The organism is Escherichia sp. E4742, assembly GCF_005843885.1.
In the GTDB taxonomy this organism is placed as follows: Bacteria; Pseudomonadota; Gammaproteobacteria; order Enterobacterales; family Enterobacteriaceae; genus Escherichia.
In genome coordinates this window covers 1,484,936-1,508,266 of the sequence record NZ_CP040443.1, presented here as the reverse complement: position 1 = coordinate 1,508,266, position 23,331 = coordinate 1,484,936, and the positions used below count along the sequence as shown (strand labels likewise).

The 23,331-nt window shown below is 51.8% G+C and carries 19 protein-coding genes; 13 read left to right on the top strand and 6 right to left on the bottom strand.

Annotated elements, in window-relative coordinates; genetic code table 11:
- Positions 1 to 66 precede the first annotated feature (66 nt).
- The 8 genes from csrD to tldD all read left to right on the top strand — a co-directional run bounded on the left by csrD (position 67) and on the right by tldD (position 12,968).
- A complete protein-coding gene (gene csrD / locus FEM44_RS07255; protein WP_130223738.1) occupies positions 67 to 2,007 on the top strand; it encodes an RNase E specificity factor CsrD in 1,941 nt (646 codons plus the stop codon).
- Positions 2,008 to 2,312: 305 nt separating this feature from the next.
- Positions 2,313 to 3,356 carry a rod shape-determining protein MreB gene (gene mreB / locus FEM44_RS07250; RefSeq protein WP_000913396.1) on the top strand — a complete coding sequence of 348 codons (1,044 nt, stop codon included), beginning with the start codon at positions 2,313 to 2,315 and terminating at the stop codon, positions 3,354 to 3,356.
- 65 nt (positions 3,357 to 3,421) lie between these two features.
- Complete coding sequence (gene mreC / locus FEM44_RS07245) at positions 3,422 to 4,492, top strand: rod shape-determining protein MreC (protein WP_130204516.1); 1,071 nt, start codon at positions 3,422 to 3,424, stop codon at positions 4,490 to 4,492.
- Positions 4,492 to 4,980, top strand: a complete 489-nt coding sequence (gene mreD / locus FEM44_RS07240) for a rod shape-determining protein MreD (RefSeq protein WP_130204518.1) — start codon at positions 4,492 to 4,494, stop codon at positions 4,978 to 4,980. The genes mreC and mreD overlap by 1 nt, the downstream gene beginning before the upstream one ends.
- Before the next feature lie 8 nt (positions 4,981 to 4,988).
- Entirely contained in the window at positions 4,989 to 5,582 is a 594-nt protein-coding gene (gene yhdE / locus FEM44_RS07235; RefSeq protein WP_130260185.1) for a nucleoside triphosphate pyrophosphatase YhdE, read from the top strand.
- Complete coding sequence (gene rng / locus FEM44_RS07230; protein WP_064529486.1) at positions 5,572 to 7,041, top strand: ribonuclease G; 1,470 nt, start codon at positions 5,572 to 5,574, stop codon at positions 7,039 to 7,041. The genes yhdE and rng overlap by 11 nt, the downstream gene beginning before the upstream one ends.
- Before the next feature lie 66 nt (positions 7,042 to 7,107).
- Positions 7,108 to 10,908 carry an AsmA2 domain-containing protein YhdP gene (yhdP, locus tag FEM44_RS07225; RefSeq protein ID WP_135523908.1) on the top strand — a complete coding sequence of 1,267 codons (3,801 nt, stop codon included), beginning with the start codon at positions 7,108 to 7,110 and terminating at the stop codon, positions 10,906 to 10,908.
- Between the two features lie 614 nt (positions 10,909 to 11,522).
- Complete coding sequence (tldD, locus tag FEM44_RS07220; RefSeq protein ID WP_135523909.1) at positions 11,523 to 12,968, top strand: metalloprotease TldD; 1,446 nt, start codon at positions 11,523 to 11,525, stop codon at positions 12,966 to 12,968.
- A gap of 73 nt (positions 12,969 to 13,041) precedes the next feature.
- Here the strand turns inward: tldD and aaeR are convergent, their stop codons facing one another.
- On the bottom strand, positions 13,042 to 13,971 hold the full coding sequence (gene aaeR, locus FEM44_RS07215) for an HTH-type transcriptional activator AaeR (RefSeq protein WP_135523910.1): 930 nt from the start codon (positions 13,969 to 13,971) through the stop codon (positions 13,042 to 13,044).
- A gap of 182 nt (positions 13,972 to 14,153) precedes the next feature.
- Here aaeR and aaeX point away from each other — a divergent pair, with 182 nt between their 5' ends.
- From aaeX to FEM44_RS07195, 4 genes are all read left to right on the top strand, one after another.
- Positions 14,154 to 14,357: a p-hydroxybenzoic acid efflux pump operon protein AaeX gene (gene aaeX / locus FEM44_RS07210; RefSeq protein ID WP_000051841.1), complete on the top strand. Its 204-nt coding sequence runs from the start codon at positions 14,154 to 14,156 to the stop codon at positions 14,355 to 14,357.
- 7 nt (positions 14,358 to 14,364) lie between these two features.
- The gene (aaeA, locus tag FEM44_RS07205; protein WP_130223742.1) at positions 14,365 to 15,297 is read left to right on the top strand and encodes a p-hydroxybenzoic acid efflux pump subunit AaeA; all 933 of its coding nucleotides are present in this window, start codon (positions 14,365 to 14,367) and stop codon (positions 15,295 to 15,297) included.
- Between the two features lie 5 nt (positions 15,298 to 15,302).
- The gene (gene aaeB, locus FEM44_RS07200) at positions 15,303 to 17,270 is read left to right on the top strand and encodes a p-hydroxybenzoic acid efflux pump subunit AaeB (RefSeq protein ID WP_135523911.1); all 1,968 of its coding nucleotides are present in this window, start codon (positions 15,303 to 15,305) and stop codon (positions 17,268 to 17,270) included.
- A 92-nt stretch (positions 17,271 to 17,362) separates the two neighbouring features.
- Entirely contained in the window at positions 17,363 to 17,635 is a 273-nt protein-coding gene (locus FEM44_RS07195) for a barstar family protein (RefSeq protein ID WP_001028998.1), read from the top strand.
- Positions 17,636 to 17,689: 54 nt separating this feature from the next.
- Here FEM44_RS07195 and yhcN read toward each other — a convergent pair whose 3' ends face one another.
- Positions 17,690 to 17,953, bottom strand: coding sequence for a peroxide/acid stress response protein YhcN (gene yhcN, locus FEM44_RS07190; RefSeq protein ID WP_000695690.1), 264 nt, complete (start codon positions 17,951 to 17,953; stop codon positions 17,690 to 17,692).
- 364 nt (positions 17,954 to 18,317) lie between these two features.
- Complete coding sequence (gene argR, locus FEM44_RS07185; protein WP_064529494.1) at positions 18,318 to 18,788, bottom strand: transcriptional regulator ArgR; 471 nt, start codon at positions 18,786 to 18,788, stop codon at positions 18,318 to 18,320.
- 434 nt (positions 18,789 to 19,222) lie between these two features.
- On the opposite strand from argR, the gene mdh reads away from it, so the two are divergent.
- Positions 19,223 to 20,161: a malate dehydrogenase gene (gene mdh, locus FEM44_RS07180; RefSeq protein WP_064529495.1), complete on the top strand. Its 939-nt coding sequence runs from the start codon at positions 19,223 to 19,225 to the stop codon at positions 20,159 to 20,161.
- Positions 20,162 to 20,223: 62 nt separating this feature from the next.
- On the opposite strand, the gene degS is transcribed toward mdh, so the two are convergent.
- From degS to zapG, 3 genes are all read right to left on the bottom strand, one after another.
- Complete coding sequence (gene degS, locus FEM44_RS07175; protein ID WP_064529496.1) at positions 20,224 to 21,291, bottom strand: outer membrane-stress sensor serine endopeptidase DegS; 1,068 nt, start codon at positions 21,289 to 21,291, stop codon at positions 20,224 to 20,226.
- An 89-nt stretch (positions 21,292 to 21,380) separates the two neighbouring features.
- Entirely contained in the window at positions 21,381 to 22,748 is a 1,368-nt protein-coding gene (gene degQ, locus FEM44_RS07170; protein ID WP_135487176.1) for a serine endoprotease DegQ, read from the bottom strand.
- A gap of 154 nt (positions 22,749 to 22,902) precedes the next feature.
- A complete protein-coding gene (gene zapG, locus FEM44_RS07165; RefSeq protein ID WP_010345273.1) occupies positions 22,903 to 23,301 on the bottom strand; it encodes a Z-ring associated protein ZapG in 399 nt (132 codons plus the stop codon).
- Positions 23,302 to 23,331 lie beyond the last annotated feature (30 nt).

Here is a 23,331-nt window from a genome sequence, read left to right as displayed (position 1 = left end):
ATAAATTGCGAGATAAATCTGATTTGCTAGTATGCCCGCTTCCTCACTATCGGAGTTAACACAAGGATGAGATTAACGACGAAATTTTCGGCCTTTGTCACGCTGCTCACCGGGTTAACGATCTTTGTGACTCTGATGGGCTGCTCGTTAAGTTTCTATAACGCGATTCAGTATAAGTTTAGCCATCGCGTTCAGGCGGTGGCGACGGCGATCGATACGCATCTGGTGTCGTCTGATTTCAGCTCGCTGAGGCCACAAATCAGTGAACTGATGATGTCAGCAGATATCGTTCGCGTGGACCTGTTACACAATAACAAACAGGTTTATACCCTTTCCCGCCAGGGGAGTTACCGCCCTGTTGGCACCAGCGATCTGTTTCGCGAACTGACCGTTCCGTTAGTTAAACATCCGGGAATGTCGCTACATCTGGTTTATCAGGACCCGATGGGAAACTATTTTCACTCGCTGATGACCACCGCGCCGCTCACTGGGGCAATTGGTTTTATCATTATTATGCTCTTCCTTGCAGTACGCTGGTTGCAGCGGCAACTTGCCGGGCAAGAACTACTGGAAACTCGCTCGGCGCGTATCTTAAACGGGGAGCGTGGGCCGAATGTGCTTGGCTCCATCTATGAATGGCCACCAGGGACCAGCAGTGCGCTGGATATGCTGCTTTCAGAAATTCAGAATGCGCGTGAACAGCACAGCCGTCTTGATACGCTGATTCGCTCTTACGCCGCACAAGACATTAAAACCGGCCTCAATAACCGTCTCTTTTTCGACAACCAGTTGGCTACATTACTGGAAGATCAAGAGAAGGTAGGGACTCACGGGATCGTGATGATGATCCGTCTACCTGATTTCAATATGTTGAGCGACACGTGGGGACACAGCCAGGCCGAAGAACAGCTCTTCACTCTGACGAATCTGCTGTCGACATTTATGATGCGCTATCCAGGCGCACTGCTGGCGCGCTATCACCGTAGCGATTTTGCCGCGCTGTTGCCGCATCGGACTTTAAAAGAGGCGGAGAGCATTGCCGGGCAGTTGATCAAAGCGGTTGATACCTTACCGAGTAATAAAATGCTCGATCGTGAAGATATGATTCATATCGGCATCTGTGCCTGGCGTAGCGGCCAGGAAACAGAACAAGTGATGGACCATGCCGAATCCGCCACGCGTAATGCGGGATTACAGGGTGGTAATAGCTGGGCGATTTACGATGACTCATTACCAGAAAAAGGGCGCGGCAACGTTCGCTGGCGTACGCTAATCGAACAAATGTTGAGTCGTGGCGGGCCCAGGCTTTATCAAAAACCTGCGGTCACCCGGGAGGGGCAGGTTCATCATCGCGAAATTATGTGTCGCATCTTTGATGGTAATGAAGAGGTAAGCTCGGCGGAATATATGCCGATGGTGTTGCAGTTTGGTTTATCGGAAGAGTATGACCGCCTGCAAATCAGTCGTCTCATCCCGCTGTTACGCTATTGGCCGCAAGAAAATCTGGCGATTCAGGTTACCGTTGAGTCGTTGATCCGCCCGCGTTTCCAGCGTTGGCTGCGCGATACGTTGATGCAGTGTGAAAAATCGCAACGAAAACGCATAATTATTGAACTTGCAGAGGCTGATGTGGGTCAACATATCGGTCGCTTGCAACCTGTCATTCGTTTGGTGAATGCTTTAGGGGTTCGAGTTGCCGTGAACCAGGCTGGATTGACGCTGGTAAGTACCAGTTGGATCAAAGAACTTAATGTCGAATTACTCAAGCTTCATCCGGGGCTGGTAAGAAATATTGAGAAGCGAACGGAAAACCAATTGTTGGTTCAGAGCATGGTAGAAGCCTGTTCCGGGACCAACACCCAGGTTTACGCGACAGGCGTACGTTCGCGAAGCGAGTGGCAGACCCTGATTCAGCGCGGGGTTTTGGGTGGCCAGGGGGATTTTTTCGCGTCCTCACAGCCACTTGATACTAACGTGAAAAAATATTCACAAAGATACTCGGTTTAACCTGCCGTTTGATCCGTTTTCACGTAGAATAACGCGCGCTGCGTTTCGTGGGAGTGTGCTTATCTGCTCGCCAGATTGTTGCAGCACATATGCAGATGAATGACCTTACGCAGTTGCAAACAGGCGAGGAATGCTGTTGACGCATTTAGCCTTATCTGGACTCAGGCAGAGATTTGTAACAAAGGAAACGAACTGCACTAATTTTCACCGTAGCAGATGATTTTTGCGCCTTGTCGCTGCTGCGTGTGGTTGGTAAAGTAAGCGGATTTTCTTTTCCGCCCCAGCTTTCAGGATTATCCCTTAGTATGTTGAAAAAATTTCGTGGCATGTTTTCCAATGACTTGTCCATTGACTTGGGTACTGCGAATACCCTCATTTATGTAAAAGGACAAGGCATCGTATTGAATGAGCCTTCCGTTGTGGCCATTCGTCAGGATCGTGCCGGTTCACCAAAAAGCGTGGCTGCAGTTGGTCATGACGCGAAGCAGATGCTGGGCCGTACGCCGGGCAATATTGCTGCTATTCGCCCAATGAAAGATGGCGTAATCGCTGACTTCTTCGTGACTGAAAAAATGCTCCAGCACTTCATTAAGCAAGTGCACAGCAACAGCTTTATGCGCCCAAGCCCGCGCGTTCTGGTCTGTGTGCCGGTTGGCGCAACCCAGGTTGAACGCCGCGCAATTCGTGAATCCGCGCAGGGCGCTGGCGCCCGTGAAGTGTTCCTGATTGAAGAGCCGATGGCCGCGGCAATTGGCGCCGGTCTGCCGGTTTCTGAAGCGACCGGTTCCATGGTGGTTGATATCGGCGGTGGTACTACTGAAGTTGCCGTAATCTCGCTGAATGGCGTGGTTTACTCCTCTTCTGTACGCATCGGCGGTGACCGCTTCGACGAAGCCATTATCAACTATGTTCGTCGTAACTACGGTTCCTTGATCGGTGAAGCGACAGCAGAGCGTATTAAACACGAAATCGGTTCGGCTTATCCGGGCGATGAAGTGCGTGAAATTGAAGTTCGTGGTCGTAACCTGGCTGAAGGCGTTCCACGCGGCTTTACGCTGAACTCCAACGAAATCCTCGAAGCGCTACAAGAGCCGCTGACCGGCATCGTTAGCGCAGTGATGGTTGCGCTGGAACAGTGTCCGCCGGAACTGGCTTCCGACATCTCTGAGCGCGGAATGGTGCTCACTGGCGGTGGCGCATTGCTGCGTAACCTTGACCGTTTATTAATGGAAGAAACCGGCATTCCAGTCGTTGTTGCTGAAGATCCGCTGACCTGTGTGGCGCGCGGTGGCGGCAAGGCGCTGGAAATGATCGACATGCACGGCGGCGACCTGTTCAGCGAAGAGTAATCGGATGCAGGCAGGGGAAGCGTTTGTTTATCCTGCCTGGTCTGATACGAGAATACGCATAACTTATGAAGCCAATTTTTAGCCGTGGCCCGTCGCTACAGATTCGCCTTATTCTGGCGGTGCTGGTGGCGCTCGGCATTATTATTGCCGACAGCCGCCTGGGGACTTTCAGTCAAATCCGTACCTATATGGATACCGCTGTCAGTCCTTTCTACTTTATTTCCAATGCTCCTCGTGAATTGCTGGATGGCGTATCGCAGACGCTGGCCTCGCGTGACCAACTAGAACTTGAAAACCGGGCGTTACGTCAGGAGTTGCTGCTGAAAAACAGCGATCTGCTGATGTTGGGACAATATAAACAGGAGAACGCGCGCTTGCGTGAGCTTCTGGGTTCTCCGCTGCGTCAGGACGAGCAGAAGATGGTGACCCAGGTTATCTCTACTGTTAACGATCCGTACAGCGATCAGGTTGTTATTGACAAAGGCAGTGTCAACGGTGTTTACGAAGGCCAGCCAGTCATTAGCGATAAAGGTGTGGTCGGCCAGGTGGTGGCGGTCGCAAAACTGACCAGCCGCGTACTGCTGATCTGCGACGCGACCCATGCGCTGCCGATTCAGGTGCTGCGTAATGATATCCGCGTTATCGCGGCGGGTAATGGCTGTACTGATGATTTACAGCTTGAGCACCTGCCAGCGAATACTGATATTCGTGTTGGTGATGTATTGGTGACTTCAGGTCTGGGCGGTCGTTTCCCGGAAGGTTATCCGGTGGCGGTTGTCTCTTCCGTGAAACTCGATACCCAGCGCGCATATACCGTGATTCAGGCGCGTCCGACTGCGGGACTGCAACGTTTACGTTATCTGCTTCTGTTGTGGGGTGCGGATCGTAACGGGGCCAACCCGATGACGCCGGAAGAGGTGCATCGCGTTGCTAATGAACGCCTGATGCAAATGATGCCACAGGTGTTGCCTTCGCCAGATGCAATGGGGCCAAAACTGCCTGAACCGGCAACGGGAATTACCCAGCCAAGCCCGCAGCAACCTGCAACAGGTACTGCCGCTGACCGCTCTCCACAAAGGGCTACGCCGCCGCAGAGTGGTACTCAACCACCTGCGCGTACGCCAGGAGGGCAATAGTGGCGAGCTATCGTAGCCAGGGGCGCTGGGTTATCTGGCTCTCTTTCCTCATTGCGTTATTACTGCAAATTATGCCCTGGCCGGATAATCTTATCGTTTTCCGGCCTAACTGGGTTTTGCTCATCTTATTGTATTGGAGCCTCGCCTTGCCCCATCGCGTAAATGTGGGCACAGGTTTTGTGATGGGTGCCATACTGGATCTGATCAGTGGCTCCACGCTCGGTGTACGGGCGTTATCGATGAGTATCATTGCTTATCTGGTCGCGCTGAAATTCCAGCTTTTCCGTAATCTGGCATTGTGGCAGCAGGCGCTGGTCGTCATGTTGCTTTCGTTGGTTGTGGATATTATTGTTTTCTGGGCAGAGTTTTTAGTGATCAACGTTTCTTTCAGACCGGAAGTGTTCTGGAGTAGTGTTGTCAATGGCGTGCTCTGGCCGTGGATTTTCATGCTGATGCGCAAAATTCGTCAGCAGTTTGCAGTGCAATAAAGGTTTCTATGACTTCTCTGTATTTAGCTTCCGGTTCTCCGCGTCGGCAGGAGTTACTTGCGCAACTTGGCGTTTCCTTCGAACGTATCGTTACGGGCATTGAGGAGCAACGCTTTCCGCAGGAGAGCGCGCAGCAATACGTTGTGCGTCTGGCGCGCGAGAAAGCTCAGGCGGGTGTCGCGCAAACGGCGCAGGATCTCCCGGTGCTGGGTGCGGATACCATTGTGATTCTGAACGGCGAAGTACTGGAGAAACCGCGTGATGCAGATCATGCGGTGCAGATGTTGCGCAAATTATCGGGGCAGACCCATCAGGTAATGACGGCAGTGGCGATGGCCGACAGCCAGTACATTCTCGATTGCCTGGTGGTGACCGATGTGACTTTCAGAACGTTAACAGATGAAGATATCGCGGGCTATGTCGCCAGCGGTGAACCGTTAGATAAAGCAGGTGCATACGGTATTCAGGGGCTTGGTGGTTGTTTTGTCAGGAAGATAAATGGCAGCTATCACGCCGTCGTCGGCTTACCGCTGGTTGAAACGTGTGAATTATTGAGTAATTTTAACGCACTGCGTGAGAAAAGGGATAAACATGACGGCTGAATTGTTGGTAAACGTAACGCCTTCGGAAACACGAGTGGCGTATATTGATGGCGGTATTCTGCAGGAAATTCATATTGAACGTGAGGCGCGACGCGGAATAGTAGGCAATATCTACAAGGGTCGTGTAAGTCGCGTACTTCCGGGTATGCAGGCGGCTTTTGTAGATATTGGGCTGGATAAAGCTGCGTTTCTACACGCTTCTGACATCATGCCGCACACCGAATGTGTGGCGGGTGAGGAACAAAAGCAGTTCACGGTACGCGACATTTCGGAACTGGTCCGTCAGGGGCAAGATCTGATGGTACAGGTAGTGAAAGATCCTCTGGGTACTAAAGGCGCGCGCCTGACCACGGACATCACGCTGCCTTCCCGTTATCTGGTATTTATGCCAGGGGCATCCCACGTTGGTGTTTCCCAACGCATCGAAAGTGAATCCGAACGTGATCGCCTGAAAAAAGTGGTCGCCGAGTATTGCGACGAGCAGGGCGGATTTATCATCCGTACCGCGGCAGAAGGCGTAGGCGAAGCTGAATTAGCCTCCGATGCCGCTTATCTGAAGCGTGTCTGGACCAAAGTCATGGAGCGTAAAAAGCGCCCACAGACGCGTTATCAACTGTACGGTGAACTGGCGCTGGCGCAGCGCGTGCTGCGTGATTTTGCCGATGCCGAGCTGGACCGCATTCGCGTTGATTCACGGCTGACTTACGAAGCATTACTTGAGTTCACCTCGGAATACATCCCCGAGATGACCAGCAAGCTGGAGCATTACACGGGGCGCCAGCCGATTTTCGATCTCTTTGACGTCGAAAACGAGATTCAGCGGGCGCTGGAACGCAAAGTTGAGTTGAAGTCTGGCGGTTATCTGATTATCGACCAGACCGAAGCGATGACCACCGTGGACATCAATACCGGGGCGTTTGTCGGTCATCGCAATCTGGACGACACCATCTTCAATACCAATATTGAGGCGACGCAGGCCATTGCTCGCCAGTTACGGTTGCGTAACCTGGGCGGAATTATCATTATTGATTTCATCGACATGAATAATGAAGATCACCGTCGTCGGGTACTGCATTCGCTGGAGCAGGCGTTGAGCAAAGACCGGGTGAAAACCAGCGTTAACGGCTTCTCTGCGCTGGGGCTGGTGGAAATGACGCGTAAACGCACCCGCGAAAGCATTGAACATGTATTGTGTAACGAATGCCCAACTTGCCACGGTCGCGGAACGGTGAAAACCGTGGAAACCGTGTGCTATGAAATCATGCGCGAGATTGTTCGCGTGCACCATGCTTACGACTCTGACCGTTTCCTGGTCTATGCTTCTCCGGCAGTTGCCGAGGCCTTGAAAGGCGAAGAGTCGCACTCGCTGGCGGAAGTGGAAATTTTTGTGGGTAAGCAGGTTAAAGTACAAATCGAACCGCTCTACAACCAGGAGCAGTTTGACGTCGTCATGATGTAAACAAATGCTGGGCCGCCATCCGGCAAAGTTTTTTGAGTCACATTTTTAGCAGACAAGGAGTGACGGGTGAGGCGATTGCCGGGGATTTTACTGCTTACTGGAGCCGCGCTCGTTGTGATCGCTGCGCTGCTGGTCAGCGGCCTGCGTATTGCTTTGCCGCATCTTGATGCCTGGCGTCCAGAAATCCTCAATAAAATTGAATCCGCTACCGGCATGCCGGTAGAAGCCAGCCAGCTTTCCGCCAGCTGGCAGAATTTTGGCCCCACGCTTGAAGCGCGCGACATTCGCGCGGAGCTGAAAGATGGCGGTGAGTTTTCTGTCAAACGCGTCACTCTGGCGCTGGATGTCTGGCAGAGCCTGCTGCATATGCGCTGGCAGTTTCGCGATCTGACTTTCTGGCAACTGCGTTTCCGCACCAATACCCCTATCACCAGCGGTGGTGGTAATGATGGTCTGGAAGCCAGCCACATCAGCGACCTGTTTCTTCGTCAGTTTGATCACTTCGATCTTCGCGACAGCGAAGTCAGTTTCCTCACGCCATCCGGTCAGCGCGCCGAATTGGCGATCCCGCAGCTCACCTGGCTTAACAATCCGCGTCGACACCGTGCGGAAGGCCAGGTAAGTCTCTCCAGCCTCACCGGGCAGCACGGCGTGATGCAAGTTCGTATGGATCTGCGTGATGACGAAGGGCTGTTAAGCAACGGCCGCGTCTGGTTGCAGGCTGATGATATTGACCTGAAGCCGTGGCTGGGTAAATGGATGCAGGACAACATTGCGCTGGAAACGGCGCAGTTCTCCCTCGAAGGCTGGATGACGATCGACAAAGGCGATGTAACCGGCGGTGACGTCTGGCTGAAACAGGGCGGTGCCAGCTGGTTGGGCGAGAAGCAAACGCATTCACTGGCGGTAGATAATCTCACCGCACACATTACGCGTGAACATCCTGGCTGGCAGTTTTCTATTCCCGATACCCGTATCACGATGGATGGCAAACGCTGGCCGAGTGGGGCATTGACGCTGGCCTGGATACCGGAACAGGATGTTGGCGGCAAAGACAATAAACGCAGTGACGAACTGCGGATTCGCGCCAGCAATCTGGAACTGGCGGGGCTGGAAGGTATTCGTCCGCTGGCAGCAAAACTTTCACCTGCGCTGGGCGACATCTGGCGGTCTACGCAACCGAGCGGCAAGATCAACACCCTGGCGCTGGATATCCCGCTTCAGGCAGCAGACAAGACTCGCTTTCAGGCATCGTGGAGCGATCTGGCCTGGAAGCAATGGAAATTACTGCCGGGCGCGGAACATTTCTCCGGGACGCTTTCCGGTAGTGTAGAAAATGGTTTACTGACCGCGTCCATGAAACAGGCGAAAATGCCTTACGAAACAGTTTTCCGCGCACCGCTGGAAATTGCTGACGGTAAGGCGACCCTAAGCTGGCTGAATAACGACAAAGGTTTCCAGCTTGATGGCCGCAACATAGATGTTAAAGCCAAAGCCGTCCATGCACGCGGCGGTTTCCGCTACCTGCAACCGACTAATGATGAACCCTGGCTGGGCATTCTGGCTGGTATCAGTACCGATGATGGTTCACAAGCGTGGCGCTATTTCCCAGAAAATCTGATGGGGAAAGAGTTAGTCGATTACTTAAGTGGCGCAATTCAGGGCGGTGAAGCGGATAACGCGACGCTGGTTTATGGCGGCAATCCGCAACTCTTCCCCTATAAACACAACGAAGGTCAGTTTGAGGTGCTGGTGCCGCTGCGTAACGCGAAGTTTGCCTTCCAGCCGGACTGGCCAGCGTTAACTAATCTCGATATTGAACTGGACTTCATAAACGACGGTTTATGGATGAAAACCGATGGCGTCAATCTGGGCGGCGTGCGCGCGAGTAATCTCACCGCAGTGATCCCTGACTACTCGAAAGAAAAATTGCTGATTGATGCTGACATTAAAGGTCCGGGCAAAGCTGTTGGTCCTTACTTTGATGAGACGCCGCTGAAAGACTCTCTGGGAGCAACCCTGCAAGAACTCCAGCTCGACGGCGATGTGAATGCTCGCTTACATCTCGATATCCCACTGAACGGCGAACTGGTTACAGCGAAAGGTGAAGTGACTCTGCGTAATAACAGTCTGTTTATCAAACCACTTGATAGCACACTGAAAAATTTGAGCGGTAAATTCAGCTTTATCAATGGCGATCTGCAAAGCGAACCACTGACAGCAAGCTGGTTTAACCAGCCACTGAACGTGGATTTTTCCACCAAAGAAGGGGCGAAAGCCTACCAGGTTGCGGTGAATCTCAACGGCAACTGGCAACCGGCGAAAACCGGCGTTCTGCCTGAAGCGGTGAACGAAGCGTTAAGCGGCAGTGTGGCGTGGGATGGAAAAGTGGGCATTGAGCTGCCTTATCATGCTGACGCAACGTATAACGTAGAGCTGAACGGCGATCTGAAGAATGTGAGCAGTCACTTACCTTCGCCGTTAGCCAAACCCGCTGGCGAATCGCTGCCGGTTAACATTAAGGTCGATGGAAACCTCAATAGCTTTGAATTAACCGGACAGGCTGGCGCGGATAACCATTTCAACAGCCGCTGGTTGCTCGGTCAAAAGCTGACGCTCGATCGCGCTATCTGGGCGGCAGACAGTAAAACGCTTCCGCCGTTACCGGAACAAAGCGGTGTTGAGTTAAATATGCCACCGATGGATGGTGCCGAGTGGCTGGCGCTTTTCCAGAAAGGCGCGACGGATAAAGTCGGTAGTGCGGTGAGTTTTCCCCAGCACATTACATTGCGTACGCCAGCGTTGTCGTTGGGGAATCAGCAATGGAATAACCTGAGTATTGTTTCGCAACCGATGGCAAATGGCACTCAGGTCGAGGCGCAAGGACGTGAAATCAACGCTACGCTGGCAATGCGCAATAACGCGCCGTGGCTGGCGACGATTAAATATCTCTATTACAACCCCAGCGTGGCGAAAACCAGTGGTGACTCCACTCCGTCGTCACCTTTCCCAACTACGGAGCGCATTAGCTTCCGTGGCTGGCCGGATGCGCAAATACGTTGCGCAGAATGCTGGTTCTGGGGGCAAAAATTTGGGCGCATCGACAGCGATATCACCATTTCTGGCGATACATTAACGCTGGCTAATGGACTGATTGATACCGGTTTCTCGCGGCTTACTGCCGAGGGTGAATGGGTTAACAATCCGGGGAATGAACGTACCTCGCTGAAAGGAAAATTACGCGGGCAGAAAATTGATGCCGCTGCTGAATTTTTTGGTGTCACGACGCCAATACGCCAGTCGTCATTTAATGTGGATTACGATTTACACTGGCGGAAAGCGCCGTGGCAGCCGGATGAGGCAACGTTGAATGGCATCATCCATACTCAACTGGGCAAAGGTGAAATTACCGACATCAGCACCGGACATGCCGGGCAATTGCTGCGCTTATTGAGCGTTGATGCCCTGATGCGTAAGCTGCGCTTTGATTTCAGGGATACCTTTGGCGAAGGCTTCTATTTTGACTCCATTCGCAGCACGGCGTGGATTAAAGACGGTGTTATGCACACTGATGACACGCTGGTAGATGGGCTGGAAGCGGATATCGCCATGAAAGGGTCGGTAAATCTGGTACGCCGCGATCTGAATATGGAGGCGGTTGTTGCACCAGAAATTTCCGCGACGGTGGGTGTGGCTGCGGCCTTTGCGGTTAACCCTATTGTCGGTGCGGCGGTATTTGCTGCCAGTAAAGTGCTGGGGCCGCTGTGGAGCAAAGTCTCTATTTTGCGCTACCACATTTCTGGTCCGCTGGACGCTCCGCAAATCAACGAAGTATTGCGCCAACCGCGTAAAGAAAAAGCGCAATGATTTGACGATGGCGCGTAATTGCCCCAATCTCATTAGATAATCGTTGCCAAAGGCCAACGAGCCTGAACATAACCGTAGGCCGGATAAGGCGTTCACGCCGCATCCGGCAGCCGTTGCCTGATGCGACGCAGTGCGTCTTATCAGGTCTACAAACCGGAACATAACCGCAGGTCGGATAAGGCGTTCACGCCGCATCCGACAGCCGTTGCCTGATGCGACGCTGTGCGTCTTATCAGGCCTACAAACGGAACATAACCGTAGGCCGGATAAAGCGTTTACGCCGCATCCGGCAGCCGTTGCCTGATGCGACGCAGTGCGTCTTATCAGGCCTACAAACGGAACATAACCGTAGGCCGGATAAAGCGTTTACGCCGCATCCGGCAGCCGTTGCCTGATGCGACGCAGTGCGTCTTATCAGGCCAACAAACCGGAACATAACCGTAGGCCGGATAAGGCGTTCACGCCGCATCCGGCAGCCGTTGCCTGATGCGACGCAGTGCGTCTTATCAGGCCTACAAACCGGAACATAACCGTAGGTTGGATAAGGCGTTCACGCCGTATCCGGCAGCCGTAAAAAAATCCTCTACCGAAGTAACTAACGAGTAACAAAAACGATGAGTCTGAACCTGGTAAGTGAACAATTGCTAGCGGCGAACGGCCTGAAACATCAGGATTTGTTCGCGATCCTCGGTCAACTGACCGAACGTCGCCTTGATTATGGCGATCTCTATTTTCAGTCGAGCTATCACGAATCCTGGGTTTTAGAAGACCGCATTATCAAAGATGGTTCTTACAACATCGATCAGGGCGTTGGCGTGCGTGCAGTCAGCGGTGAAAAAACCGGTTTTGCTTACGCCGACCAAATCAGCCTGCTGGCCCTGGAACAGAGCGCACAAGCGGCGCGTACCATTGTCCGTGACAGTGGCGATGGCAAAGTACAGACGTTGGGCGCGGTAGAGCATAGCCCGCTGTATACCTCGCTTGATCCGCTGCAAAGCATGAGTCGCGAGGAGAAACTGGATATTTTACGTCGCGTCGATAAAGTTGCCCGTGAAGCCGACAAACGCGTACAGGAAGTGACTGCCAGCCTCAGTGGCGTCTATGAATTAATTCTGGTTGCGGCCACCGACGGCACCCTGGCGGCAGATGTGCGTCCACTGGTGCGCCTCTCAGTAAGCGTTCTGGTCGAAGAAGACGGTAAACGCGAACGCGGTGCCAGCGGCGGCGGCGGTCGTTTTGGTTATGAATTTTTCCTTGCCGATCTCGACGGTGAAGTCCGTGCGGATGCATGGGCGAAAGAAGCAGTGCGTATGGCGCTGGTCAATCTTTCTGCCGTTGCCGCACCTGCGGGCACCATGCCGGTAGTACTTGGCGCAGGTTGGCCGGGCGTGCTGTTACATGAAGCGGTAGGTCACGGTCTGGAAGGCGACTTCAACCGCCGTGGCACTTCAGTCTTCAGTGGCCAGGTCGGCGAACTGGTCGCATCTGAACTGTGTACGGTAGTGGATGATGGCACGATGGTTGATCGCCGTGGTTCGGTGGCGATTGATGACGAAGGTACACCGGGTCAGTACAACGTGCTGATTGAGAACGGCATCCTGAAAGGTTACATGCAGGATAAACTCAACGCACGCTTAATGGGTATGGCGCCGACCGGTAATGGTCGCCGTGAATCCTATGCTCACCTGCCCATGCCGCGTATGACCAACACCTACATGCTGCCGGGTAAATCGACCCCGCAGGAAATCATTGAATCCGTCGAGTATGGTATCTATGCGCCGAACTTCGGTGGCGGTCAGGTGGATATCACCTCCGGCAAATTTGTCTTCTCCACCTCAGAAGCGTATCTGATTGAAAACGGTAAAGTAACGAAGCCGGTGAAAGGTGCAACGTTGATTGGTTCCGGCATCGAAACCATGCAGCAGATTTCGATGGTGGGCAACGACCTGAAACTGGATAACGGCGTGGGTGTCTGCGGTAAAGAAGGGCAGAGTTTGCCAGTTGGCGTGGGCCAGCCGACGCTCAAAGTCGACAACCTGACCGTTGGCGGTACCGCGTAATCTATCCAGGCAGGTAAGCGTCGCATCAGGCATTGGTTGCCGGATGCGGCATTTACCGGTCTACACACATGAATTACTGCTCTTTCCCGCGCCCGTGCATCTCCTGAAACAACTTACCGACCTCGACAAAATAATCCGTCAGTGAGTTGATCACGACCTGCACCTTCAGTGGCAGCTTATCTTTTTCGGTATACAGTGCATAAACCGGGCGTGGATCCGACTGATAACGCGGCAGCAGGATCTCCAGCTCCCCACGATTGATCTCATTGATCACCCACATCAGCGGTACATACGCGATCCCAGCGCCTGCCGTTAACCAGCGCACCAGCGTCATTGGATCGTTAGTGACAAACCGTCCTTGTGGGATGAGGCGAGTCGAGATCCCTTCTGGCGCGATCAGTTCAAATTCATTGTCCGGACGCACGCTGTACTCAAGCCACGAATGGCTACTTAGATCGGCGGGTTTTTCCGGTACGCCATACTGTGTGAGATAGCTTTTAGCGGCGCACACCACCATCGGCATCGCCCCCAGACGGCGGGAAAATAGGCTGGAATCCTGCAACGCGCCGACGCGGATCACGACATCCAGACCGTCGGCAATCAGGTCGGGCGCAGGTATACCTGTGACCAGATTGACGCTTAAACCAGGGTACTCTTTCAACATTTTTGCCGTCAGCCCAGCGAGAACATTTTGAGCCATAGTTGAAGAACAGCCAATGCGCAGCGTCCCGATAGGCGTGTTATTGAAGGCATACAGTTGCTCATGGACATCCTGCACTTCATGGAGCATCCGACGGCAGCCCTGGTAGTAAATTCTACCTGCTTCGGTCAGGCCAATGCTGCGTGTGCTGCGGTTTAGCAGCTTCACCTGCAGCTCATCTTCCAGTTTAGACACCGTCTGACTGATGGATGAAACGCTCATTTGAAGCTGTCTGGCGGCGGCGGTAAACGAACCAAATTCAACCACTTTGGCGAAAACCGACATGCGTTTTAGTCGTTCCATTATTCACTCTGACTTAAAAGTGATTTAGATCACATAATATAGATAACAGCATAACAGTTACGCTAATATATTAAATATCAATCTACAGCAATGTTGCTCTCGCCCGGCTTTCTATGCCCTTCTCTGCGGCGACAGATGCTGAAAATAATAACACCTGCTCTCTCTATACAACCAAGGTCAACATGAGTCTGTTTCCCGTTATCGTGGTGTTTGGGCTGTCCTTCCCACCGATATTTTTCGAATTGCTTTTATCACTGGCGATTTTCTGGCTGGTGCGCCGGGTCCTTGTGCCAACAGGTATCTACGACTTCGTCTGGCATCCGGCGCTGTTCAACACCGCGCTCTATTGCTGTTTGTTTTATTTGATATCGCGACTGTTCGTTTGAGGTTGAAGTGAAAACACTAATAAGAAAATTCTCCCGTACGGCCATCACGGTCGTATTAGTCATTCTGGCCTTCATCGCAATTTTTAATGCCTGGGTCTATTACACCGAATCTCCGTGGACGCGTGACGCGCGCTTTAGCGCCGATGTGGTCGCGATTGCGCCGGATGTCTCCGGACTCATCACCCAAGTGAATGTTCATGATAACCAGCTGGTGAAAAAAGGACAGGTACTGTTCACCATCGACCAGCCACGCTACCAAAAGGCCCTCGAAGAAGCGGAAGCTGATGTTGCCTATTATCAAGTACTGGCGCAGGAAAAACGCCAGGAAGCTGGACGTCGCAACCGTCTCGGCATACAGGCGATGTCTCGCGAAGAGATAGACCAGGCCAATAACGTGCTGCAAACGGTCCTACATCAGTTAGCGAAAGCTCAGGCAACCCGCGATCTGGCAAAACTGGATCTTGAACGTACCGTGATCCGCGCGCCAGCAGATGGCTGGGTGACCAACCTCAACGTCTATACCGGTGAATTTATTACGCGTGGTTCAACGGCTGTCGCGCTGGTGAAACAGAACTCCTTCTATGTGCTGGCCTATATGGAAGAAACTAAGCTGGAAGGGGTACGTTCTGGGTATCGCGCAGAAATCACGCCGCTTGGCAGCAATAAAGTGCTGAAAGGGACTGTCGATAGTGTTGCCGCTGGGGTCACTAACGCCAGCAGTACGCGTGACGACAAAGGGATGGCAACCATCGATTCCAACCTTGAATGGGTGCGTCTGGCGCAACGTGTCCCGGTACGTATTCGTCTCGACAACCAGCAAGATAACATCTGGCCTGCAGGGACTACTGCTACTGTGGTGGTTACGGGTAAACAAGATCGCGATGAAAGCCAGGATTCATTCTTCCGTAAAATGGCCCATCGCCTGCGTGAGTTTGGTTAATTACGATGGGTATTTTCTCCATTGCTAACCAACATATTCGCTTCGCGGTAAAACTGGCGACCGCCATTGTGCTGGCGCTGTTTGTTGGCTTTCATTTTCAGCTTGAAACACCACGCTGGGCTGTACTGACTGCGGCGATTGTTGCCGCCGGTCCGGCCTTTGCCGCCGGTGGCGAACCGTATTCTGGCGCCATCCGCTATCGCGGCTTTTTGCGCATCATCGGCACATTTATAGGCTGTATTGCCGGGCTGGTGATCATTATTGCGATGATCCGTGCGCCATTGTTGATGATTCTGGTGTGCTGTATCTGGGCTGGTTTTTGTACCTGGATCTCCTCGCTGGTACGTGTAGAGAACTCCTATGCGTGGGGGCTTGCCGGTTATACTGCGTTGATCATTGTGATCACTATTCAGCCGGAACCGCTGCTAACGCCGCAGTTTGCCGTTGAACGTTGTAGTGAAATCGTCATTGGTATTGTGTGTGCTATTGTGGCGGATCTGCTCTTTTCTCCACGATCGATCAAACAAGAAGTGGATCGAGAGCTGGAAAGTTTGCTGGTGGCGCAATATCAACTAATGCAATTGTGCATCAAACATGGTGATGGCGAGATTGTTGATAAGGCCTGGGGCGACCTGGTTCGCCGCACCACGGCGCTGCAAGGGATGCGCAGTAACCTGAATATGGAATCTTCCCGCTGGGCGCGCGCCAATCGGCGTTTAAAAGCGATCAATACGTTGTCGCTGACGCTGGTAACCCAGTCCTGCGAAACTTATCTCATTCAGAACACGCGCCCGGAGTTGATCACCGATACCTTCCGCGAATTTTTTGACACGCCGGTAGAAACTGCGCAGGACGTCCATAAGCAGCTAAAACGCCTGCGACGAGTGATTGCCTGGACCGGGGAACGTGAAACACCCATTACTATTTATAGCTGGGTAGCGGCGGCAACGCGTTATCAGTTGCTCAAGCGAGGCGTTATCAGTAACACCAAAATTAACGCCACTGAAGAAGAGATCCTGCAAGGCGAGCCGGAAGTAAAAGTAGAATCCGCCGAGCGTCATCATGCAATGGTCAACTTCTGGCGTACCACGCTGTCCTGCATGCTGGGGACTTTGTTCTGGCTGTGGACCGGATGGACCTCCGGCAGTGGCGCAATGGTGATGATTGCCGTCGTAACGTCGCTGGCAATGCGTTTACCTAATCCACGCATGGTGGCGATCGACTTTATCTACGGCACGGTAGCAGCGCTACCGTTAGGATTGCTCTATTTTTTGGTGATTATCCCCAATACCCAACAGAGTATGTTGCTGCTGTGCCTTAGCCTGGCGGTGCTGGGATTTTTCCTTGGTATTGAAGTGCAGAAACGGCGGTTGGGATCGATGGGCGCGCTGGCCAGTACGATTAATATTATCGTGTTGGATAACCCGATGACCTTTCAGTTCAGTCAGTTTCTCGATAGCGCGCTGGGGCAAATCGTGGGCTGTGTGCTGGCGTTCATCGTCATTCTACTGGTGCGGGATAAATCGCGCGACAGGACAGGACGCGTGCTGCTTAATCAGTTTGTTTCTGCCGCTGTTTCCGCGATGACCACCAATGTCGCCCGGCGTAAAGAGAACCATCTGCCAGCGCTTTATCAGCAGTTGTTTTTGCTGATGAATAAATTTCCCGGCGATTTGCCGAAGTTTCGCCTGGCGTTAACGATGATTATCGCTCACCAGCGATTGCGTGATGCGCCGATACCCGTGAATGATGATTTATCGGCATTTCACCGACAAATGCGCCGCACAGCGGACCACGTGATTTCTGCCCGCAGCGATGACAAACGCCGTCGTTACTTCGGTCAGTTGCTGGAAGAACTGGATATCTACCAGGAAAAACTACGCATCTGGCAAGCGCCGCCGCAGGTCACGGAACCGGTGCATCGGCTTACCGGTATGCTGCATAAATACCAGCACGCGCTAACCGATAATTAAGTTAAAGCCGACGCCAAAAGGTGTCGGTTTTTTCATGTCTATACTTAGCGATGAACGGCAGAACTCGCCGCGAAACGTGACGGTGGCAACAGATGAATATCTATAGCTTTGATTTTGATGAGATTGAGAGTCAGGAGGACTTTTATCGCGACTTTCGCCAAACCTTTGGTCTGGCGAAAGATAAGGTGCGCGATCTCGACTCACTGTGGGATGTATTAATGAACGATGTTCTGCCGCTACCGCTGGAGATCGAATTTGTTCATCTGGGAGAAAAAACGCGTCGGCGTTTTGGCGCGTTAATATTGCTGTTTGATGAGGCGGAGGAAGAGCTGGAAGGGCATTTGCGTTTTAATGTTCGTCACTAGCGCAAAAAAAGCCCCCAAACCGGGGGCAATGTCGTCGGACAAGACGATGAGGGTTTATTTGTACAGTTCAGCTGTGGCGTGCCAGGTATCGCCGCTACGCGCTTCGGTAATCTGGTAAGCAGTCGCGCCTTTCTCTTCCGCTTTTTTGTTCAGCATTTCACGCATATCCATTGGAGAAGATGCTACACCGCTGACGGACACGGTACCGATGGCTTCACGATTTTGTGCTTGTGCAGCATCAATGGAATCGGCAGCGAAAGCACCGAAAGAGAGAACAGAGAGCACACTTAATGCAGCAACAGTGGTTTTGATTTTCATGATTTTTACCTCGACATAATCTTTTAGCTGGGCCTTTGTTTCGTGACCCATATCACAAATTAAGTATACACTAATTATTGGGCTAATTAATACCAAGCTAACTGTTTCTGTTGAGGGAGAATTGTTAAAAAGATTAATTTTTATAACAAAAGTGAATTAAAAATACGGGTGTTTAGTAGAAATGACATTTATTTCAATAAGATATGTGTTTTTGCAAAATGTGCGTTTTTTGCTCTGTGTATTCGTTGTGTGAATGTTTTGTCGCTATAAAACGCACTATTCGTTAAATGAATGGTAGGGGAAAGCAGGGCGATGAATGGAGAATGCAATATTTTCCCCGCCGCCAGAAGCGACGGGGCAGAGATTAAAGCTCCTGGTCGAACAGCTCTAAAATCGCTTCGTACAGGTCTTTGACGGTGAAACCTTTAGCAGGGGTGGTAAAGATGGTGTCATCACCTGCGATGGTGCCAAGAATACCTTCTGCTTTGCCCAGAGAGTCCAGCAGACGCGCAATCAACTGCGCCGCGCCAGGACTGGTATGTATTACAACAACAGCGTCGTTGTAGTCGATATCCAGCACCAGATTCTTCAACGGACTGGAGGTGGTTGGTACGCCCAGTTCAGCTGGCAGGCAGTAAACCATTTCCATCTTTGCATTGCGGGTACGTACAGCACCAAATTTGGTCAACATCCGCGAGACTTTAGACTGATTAATATTGTCAAAGCCTTGCTCCTGCAATGCGGCGACGATTTCGCCCTGGGAGCTAAATTTCTCTTCTTTAAGTAACGCTTTAAACGCTTTAACTAATTCTTCTTGCTTAGACGAGCTTCGCATAAGTCACCCGATATGGTGGTTGATACAACATTATTGTGCATACAGATGAATTTTTATGCAAACAGTCTGCCCTGGAGAAGGCTGAAATAATGTTATGAAAGAGCGGGATTTTATCAAATTTCGTGATTGAGAAACATGCCTGCGTCACGGCGCGCAAATTCCGCTTAAAAGTAAATTAATTGTTATCAAATTGATGTTGTTTTGGCTGAACGGTAGGGTATATTGTCACCACCTGTTGGAATGTTGCTCTGATGCATAAGCGGCTGTTAATTACGTAAGTTAGGTTCCTGATTACGTCAATTAAATGCATAAACGCCAAATTTGCGTGACTACACATTCTTGAGAAGTGGTCATTGTAAACTGTTAATTTGTGGATTAAGGTCGCGGCAGCGGAGCAACATATCTTAGTTTATCAATATAATAAGGAGTTTAGGATGAAAGTCGCAGTCCTCGGCGCTGCTGGCGGTATTGGCCAGGCGCTTGCATTACTGTTAAAAACCCAACTGCCTTCAGGTTCAGAACTCTCCCTGTATGATATCGCTCCAGTCACTCCCGGTGTGGCCGTCGACCTGAGCCATATCCCTACTGCTGTGAAAATCAAAGGTTTTTCTGGTGAAGATGCGACCCCTGCGCTGGAAGGCGCTGATGTGGTTCTAATCTCCGCAGGTGTAGCGCGTAAACCAGGGATGGATCGTTCCGACCTGTTTAACGTTAACGCCGGTATCGTGAAGAATCTGGTACAGCAAATTGCGACAACCTGCCCGAAAGCGTGCATCGGTATCATTACAAACCCGGTAAACACCACGGTAGCTATCGCTGCGGAAGTGCTGAAGAAAGCGGGTGTGTATGACAAGAACAAACTGTTTGGCGTCACCACGCTGGATATCATTCGTTCTAATACGTTTGTCGCTGAACTGAAAGGCAAACAGCCGGGCGAAGTTGAAGTTCCGGTTATTGGCGGTCACTCTGGCGTTACCATTCTGCCGCTGCTGTCTCAAGTTCCTGGCGTAAGCTTTACCGAGCAGGAAGTTGCTGATCTGACCAAACGTATCCAGAACGCGGGTACGGAAGTGGTTGAAGCGAAAGCCGGTGGCGGGTCTGCAACCCTGTCCATGGGCCAGGCAGCTGCACGCTTCGGCCTGTCTCTGGTTCGTGCGCTGCAAGGCGAAAAAGGTGTCGTTGAATGTGCCTACGTTGAAGGTGACGGCCAGTATGCTCGTTTCTTCTCTCAACCGCTTCTGCTGGGTAAAAATGGCGTAGAAGAGCGTAAATCCATCGGTACTCTGAGCGCATTTGAACAGAACGCGCTGGAAGGAATGCTGGATACGCTGAAGAAAGATATCGCCCTGGGCGAAGAGTTCGTTAATAAGTAATTGATTAGCGGATAATAAAAAACCGGAGCAACGTCTCCGGTTTTTTGTTTTGAGCGCACGACTTAATTGGTCGCCGGATATTCCTGAATAGTGACCTGCAATGTCAGTTTTTTATCGTCACGCATCACCACCACCGGAATCACCGAACCTGGTCGAATTTCTGCCACTTGATCCATTGTCTCCAGAGCGGAGATTGCAGGTTTGTTGTCCACCGAGATAATCAGATCGTTGACCTGGATACCGGCATTAGCCGCTGGGCCATCAGGTGACACTTCATTAACCACGATCCCTTGCAGTTGATCGATACCACCACCTTGCGCGTGTAATGGTGCGATTTCGCGGCCGCCAATACCGATATAGCCACGAATAACACGCCCATCGCGGATTAGCTTATCCATAATTTTGGTTGCCAACTGGAAGGGAATGGCAAAACCGATGCCTTCTGGAGTTTCGCCATCGTTACTCTTATCAAACGACAGTGTGTTGATGCCCATCAGTTCGCCCAGCGAGTTCACCAGTGCACCGCCGGAGTTGCCGTGGTTAATGGATGCATCGGTTTGCAGAAAGTTTTGCCGCCCGGTCGGGTTCAGGCCGATGCGACCTGTGGCGCTGATAATCCCCTGGGTAATGGTTTGCCCGAGGTTGTACGGGTTACCGATCGCCAGCACTACATCGCCAATGTGCGGTATGCGACGAGAATTGATTGGAATGGTGGGTAAACCGCCAGTGGCATTAATTTTGAGCACCGCCAGATCGGTCAGTGAATCAGAGCCAACCAGCAACGCTTCAAAAACACGACCATCCTGTAAGGCGACGATGATCTGATCGGCGTCGTTGATTACATGTTTATTGGTAATGATATAACCACGTTGATCCATGATCACACCTGACCCTAGCGTACGGATCTCAAGCTGGTTGTGTGAGGATGTGTTCAAACCACGGTTATAGACATTTACCACAGCTGGCGCGGCGCGGCGGACCGCCAGATTATAACTGGCAGGCGTCTCGTCGGCACTGTCGAATTGCGGTGTGGAAAGCGGGTTAATGCTGCGCAGCGAAGGCATGGCAACCAGCAAAATCGCACCGACAATTAATCCAATCGCAACGGATCGTAAGAGCTTCACAAACATGATGGAGGCGTCATTAAAAAAGGGAACGGCAGCAGCATATCACGAGTTAACCGGACATCACACGTCAGCCTGATGCCCGGTTTATGACATTAACGCATTAGCAGGTAAATGCTCTCATTACCGCGCATGATTTGCAGGGCAATAATAGCCGGTTTGGTTGCCAGTACTTTGCGCATCTCAGCAATCGAGTTCACCCGATTGCGGTTCACGCCAATAATTACATCATCTTTCTGTAAACCTGCCTGAGCGGCGGGGCTGTCTTTGACAACTTCGTCGATCTTAATGCCTTTTCCGCCATCTTTTAGCTGACTGTCACTCAACGTCGCGCCTTCCAGCGCAGGTGTGATCATCTCGGCACTGGCTGACGATGAGGTGCTGGTATCGAGCGTCACTTCTACTTCCAACGGCTTGCCATTACGCAGCAGGCCGAGCTTCACTGTAGTGCCCGGTTCGGTAGTGGCAATACGGGAACGCAACTCGGCGAAGCTATTGAGCGGTTTACCGTTGAGACTGGTAATAATATCGCCTGCTTTCACGCCCGCTTTTGCCGAGCCAGAACCTGGCAGCACTTCGCTGACAAAGGCGCCGCGCTGAACATCTAAATTAAATGCTTTGGCGATATCGGCACTCATTTCGGTACCTTTAATGCCTAACAGACCGCGTTTAATTTCACCAAAGTCGATAAGTTGCTGCGCCAGGGTACGCGCCATATTGCTGGGGATAGCAAAGCCAATCCCGACGCTACCGCCGCCAGGGGCAAGAATTGCGGTGTTAATACCAATCAACTCGCCGTTAAGGTTTAACAGCGCACCGCCGGAGTTACCCCGGTTAATGGAAGCATCGGTCTGGATAAAGTTTTCCAGACCTTCGAGATTTAACCCGCTGCGACCTAATGCGGAAACAATGCCTGAAGTCGCGGTTTGCCCAAGGCCAAACGGGTTACCGACCGCGACGGCAAAATCACCGACGCGCAGTTTGTCGGAGTCGGCAATGGCGATTTGCGTTAATTTGCTCGGATTCTGAATTTGTAGCAGGGCGATATCGCTCTGGTCGTCGCTGCCAATCAACTTCGCATCAAACTCGCGTCCGTCATTGAGCTGAATACTGATTTTCTGTGCCTGATTGATGACGTGATTGTTGGTCAGCACATAACCTTTATTGGCATTGATGATGACACCGGAGCCTAAACCTTCAAAGGGTTGCGCAGGTTGATCCGGTAAATCATCGCCAAAAAATTTTTTGAATTCTTCCGGGATTTTCTGTTCCTGGCTGGCAGTCCCTTCAACTCGCACGCTTACCACCGCGGGAAGCACTTTTTCCAGCATCGGGGCCAGGCTGGGCAATGGCGCCTGACCGGCAACCTGGCCGGGAATCGACGCGACAGCCTGAAACGGCGCCGAGAGAGTTAACCCGACACTTAACGCTAATGCACTCAACAGCTGGGTTTGTTTTTTCATTATTCCTGCTCTCGTACCTGAATGATAAGAAAAAGAGATTCAAAACAGTTTGATGTTATTGAATTTTCAGACGGCTAACAATGAGACACCAGATTAAATGATAGTCGGGGAGGGAGAGAAGAGGAGGGCGCAATGGCTGCGCCCGCAAAATAAATTAGTCGCGCTTTGCGCCAGTGCGCAGCAGGCCAGATGCGCCTTCAGAATAGTCACGCGGCATCTGCACCGGTGCCTGATCGTTGCTGGCTTCAGACTCAGCCAGACGATTACGGAACGGGTTTGCTTCTGCGGACAGTTCCGGCAGCAGGCTGCTGGAGCTTTTCGCCATGTGTTGATACAACTGGCGATAGTCATGCGCCATGGTATCCAGTAATTCCGCGCTGCGGGCAAAGTGGTTAACCAACTCTTCGCGATACTCGTCCAGTTCAGCTTTATTTTTTTCCAGTTCGTACTGCAACGCCTGTTGCTGGCGTAGTTTACGATTACCAAAACGCATGGCCACAGCACCAATAATGATGCCGACGACTAACCCAATTAGCGCATATTCCCAGGTCATGAACATCTCCCGTTGTCTTTTGTTTCCGTA

What these genes read in the sequence shown, in the direction of transcription:
- argR (WP_064529494.1), bottom strand. Translation starts at nt 18,788, where the DNA reads ATGCGAAGCTCGTCTAAGCAAGAAGAATTAGTTAAAGCGTTTAAAGCG.
- yhcN (WP_000695690.1), bottom strand. Translation starts at nt 17,953, where the DNA reads ATGAAAATCAAAACCACTGTTGCTGCATTAAGTGTGCTCTCTGTTCTC.
- mdh (WP_064529495.1), top strand. Translation starts at nt 19,223, where the DNA reads ATGAAAGTCGCAGTCCTCGGCGCTGCTGGCGGTATTGGCCAGGCGCTT.
- aaeR (WP_135523910.1), bottom strand. Translation starts at nt 13,971, where the DNA reads ATGGAACGACTAAAACGCATGTCGGTTTTCGCCAAAGTGGTTGAATTT.
- FEM44_RS07195 (WP_001028998.1), top strand. Translation starts at nt 17,363, where the DNA reads ATGAATATCTATAGCTTTGATTTTGATGAGATTGAGAGTCAGGAGGAC.
- rng (WP_064529486.1), top strand. Translation starts at nt 5,572, where the DNA reads ATGACGGCTGAATTGTTGGTAAACGTAACGCCTTCGGAAACACGAGTG.
- aaeB (WP_135523911.1), top strand. Translation starts at nt 15,303, where the DNA reads ATGGGTATTTTCTCCATTGCTAACCAACATATTCGCTTCGCGGTAAAA.
- degQ (WP_135487176.1), bottom strand. Translation starts at nt 22,748, where the DNA reads ATGAAAAAACAAACCCAGCTGTTGAGTGCATTAGCGTTAAGTGTCGGG.
- tldD (WP_135523909.1), top strand. Translation starts at nt 11,523, where the DNA reads ATGAGTCTGAACCTGGTAAGTGAACAATTGCTAGCGGCGAACGGCCTG.
- mreB (WP_000913396.1), top strand. Translation starts at nt 2,313, where the DNA reads ATGTTGAAAAAATTTCGTGGCATGTTTTCCAATGACTTGTCCATTGAC.
- csrD (WP_130223738.1), top strand. Translation starts at nt 67, where the DNA reads ATGAGATTAACGACGAAATTTTCGGCCTTTGTCACGCTGCTCACCGGG.
- yhdE (WP_130260185.1), top strand. Translation starts at nt 4,989, where the DNA reads ATGACTTCTCTGTATTTAGCTTCCGGTTCTCCGCGTCGGCAGGAGTTA.
- degS (WP_064529496.1), bottom strand. Translation starts at nt 21,291, where the DNA reads ATGTTTGTGAAGCTCTTACGATCCGTTGCGATTGGATTAATTGTCGGT.
- mreC (WP_130204516.1), top strand. Translation starts at nt 3,422, where the DNA reads ATGAAGCCAATTTTTAGCCGTGGCCCGTCGCTACAGATTCGCCTTATT.
- aaeX (WP_000051841.1), top strand. Translation starts at nt 14,154, where the DNA reads ATGAGTCTGTTTCCCGTTATCGTGGTGTTTGGGCTGTCCTTCCCACCG.
- zapG (WP_010345273.1), bottom strand. Translation starts at nt 23,301, where the DNA reads ATGACCTGGGAATATGCGCTAATTGGGTTAGTCGTCGGCATCATTATT.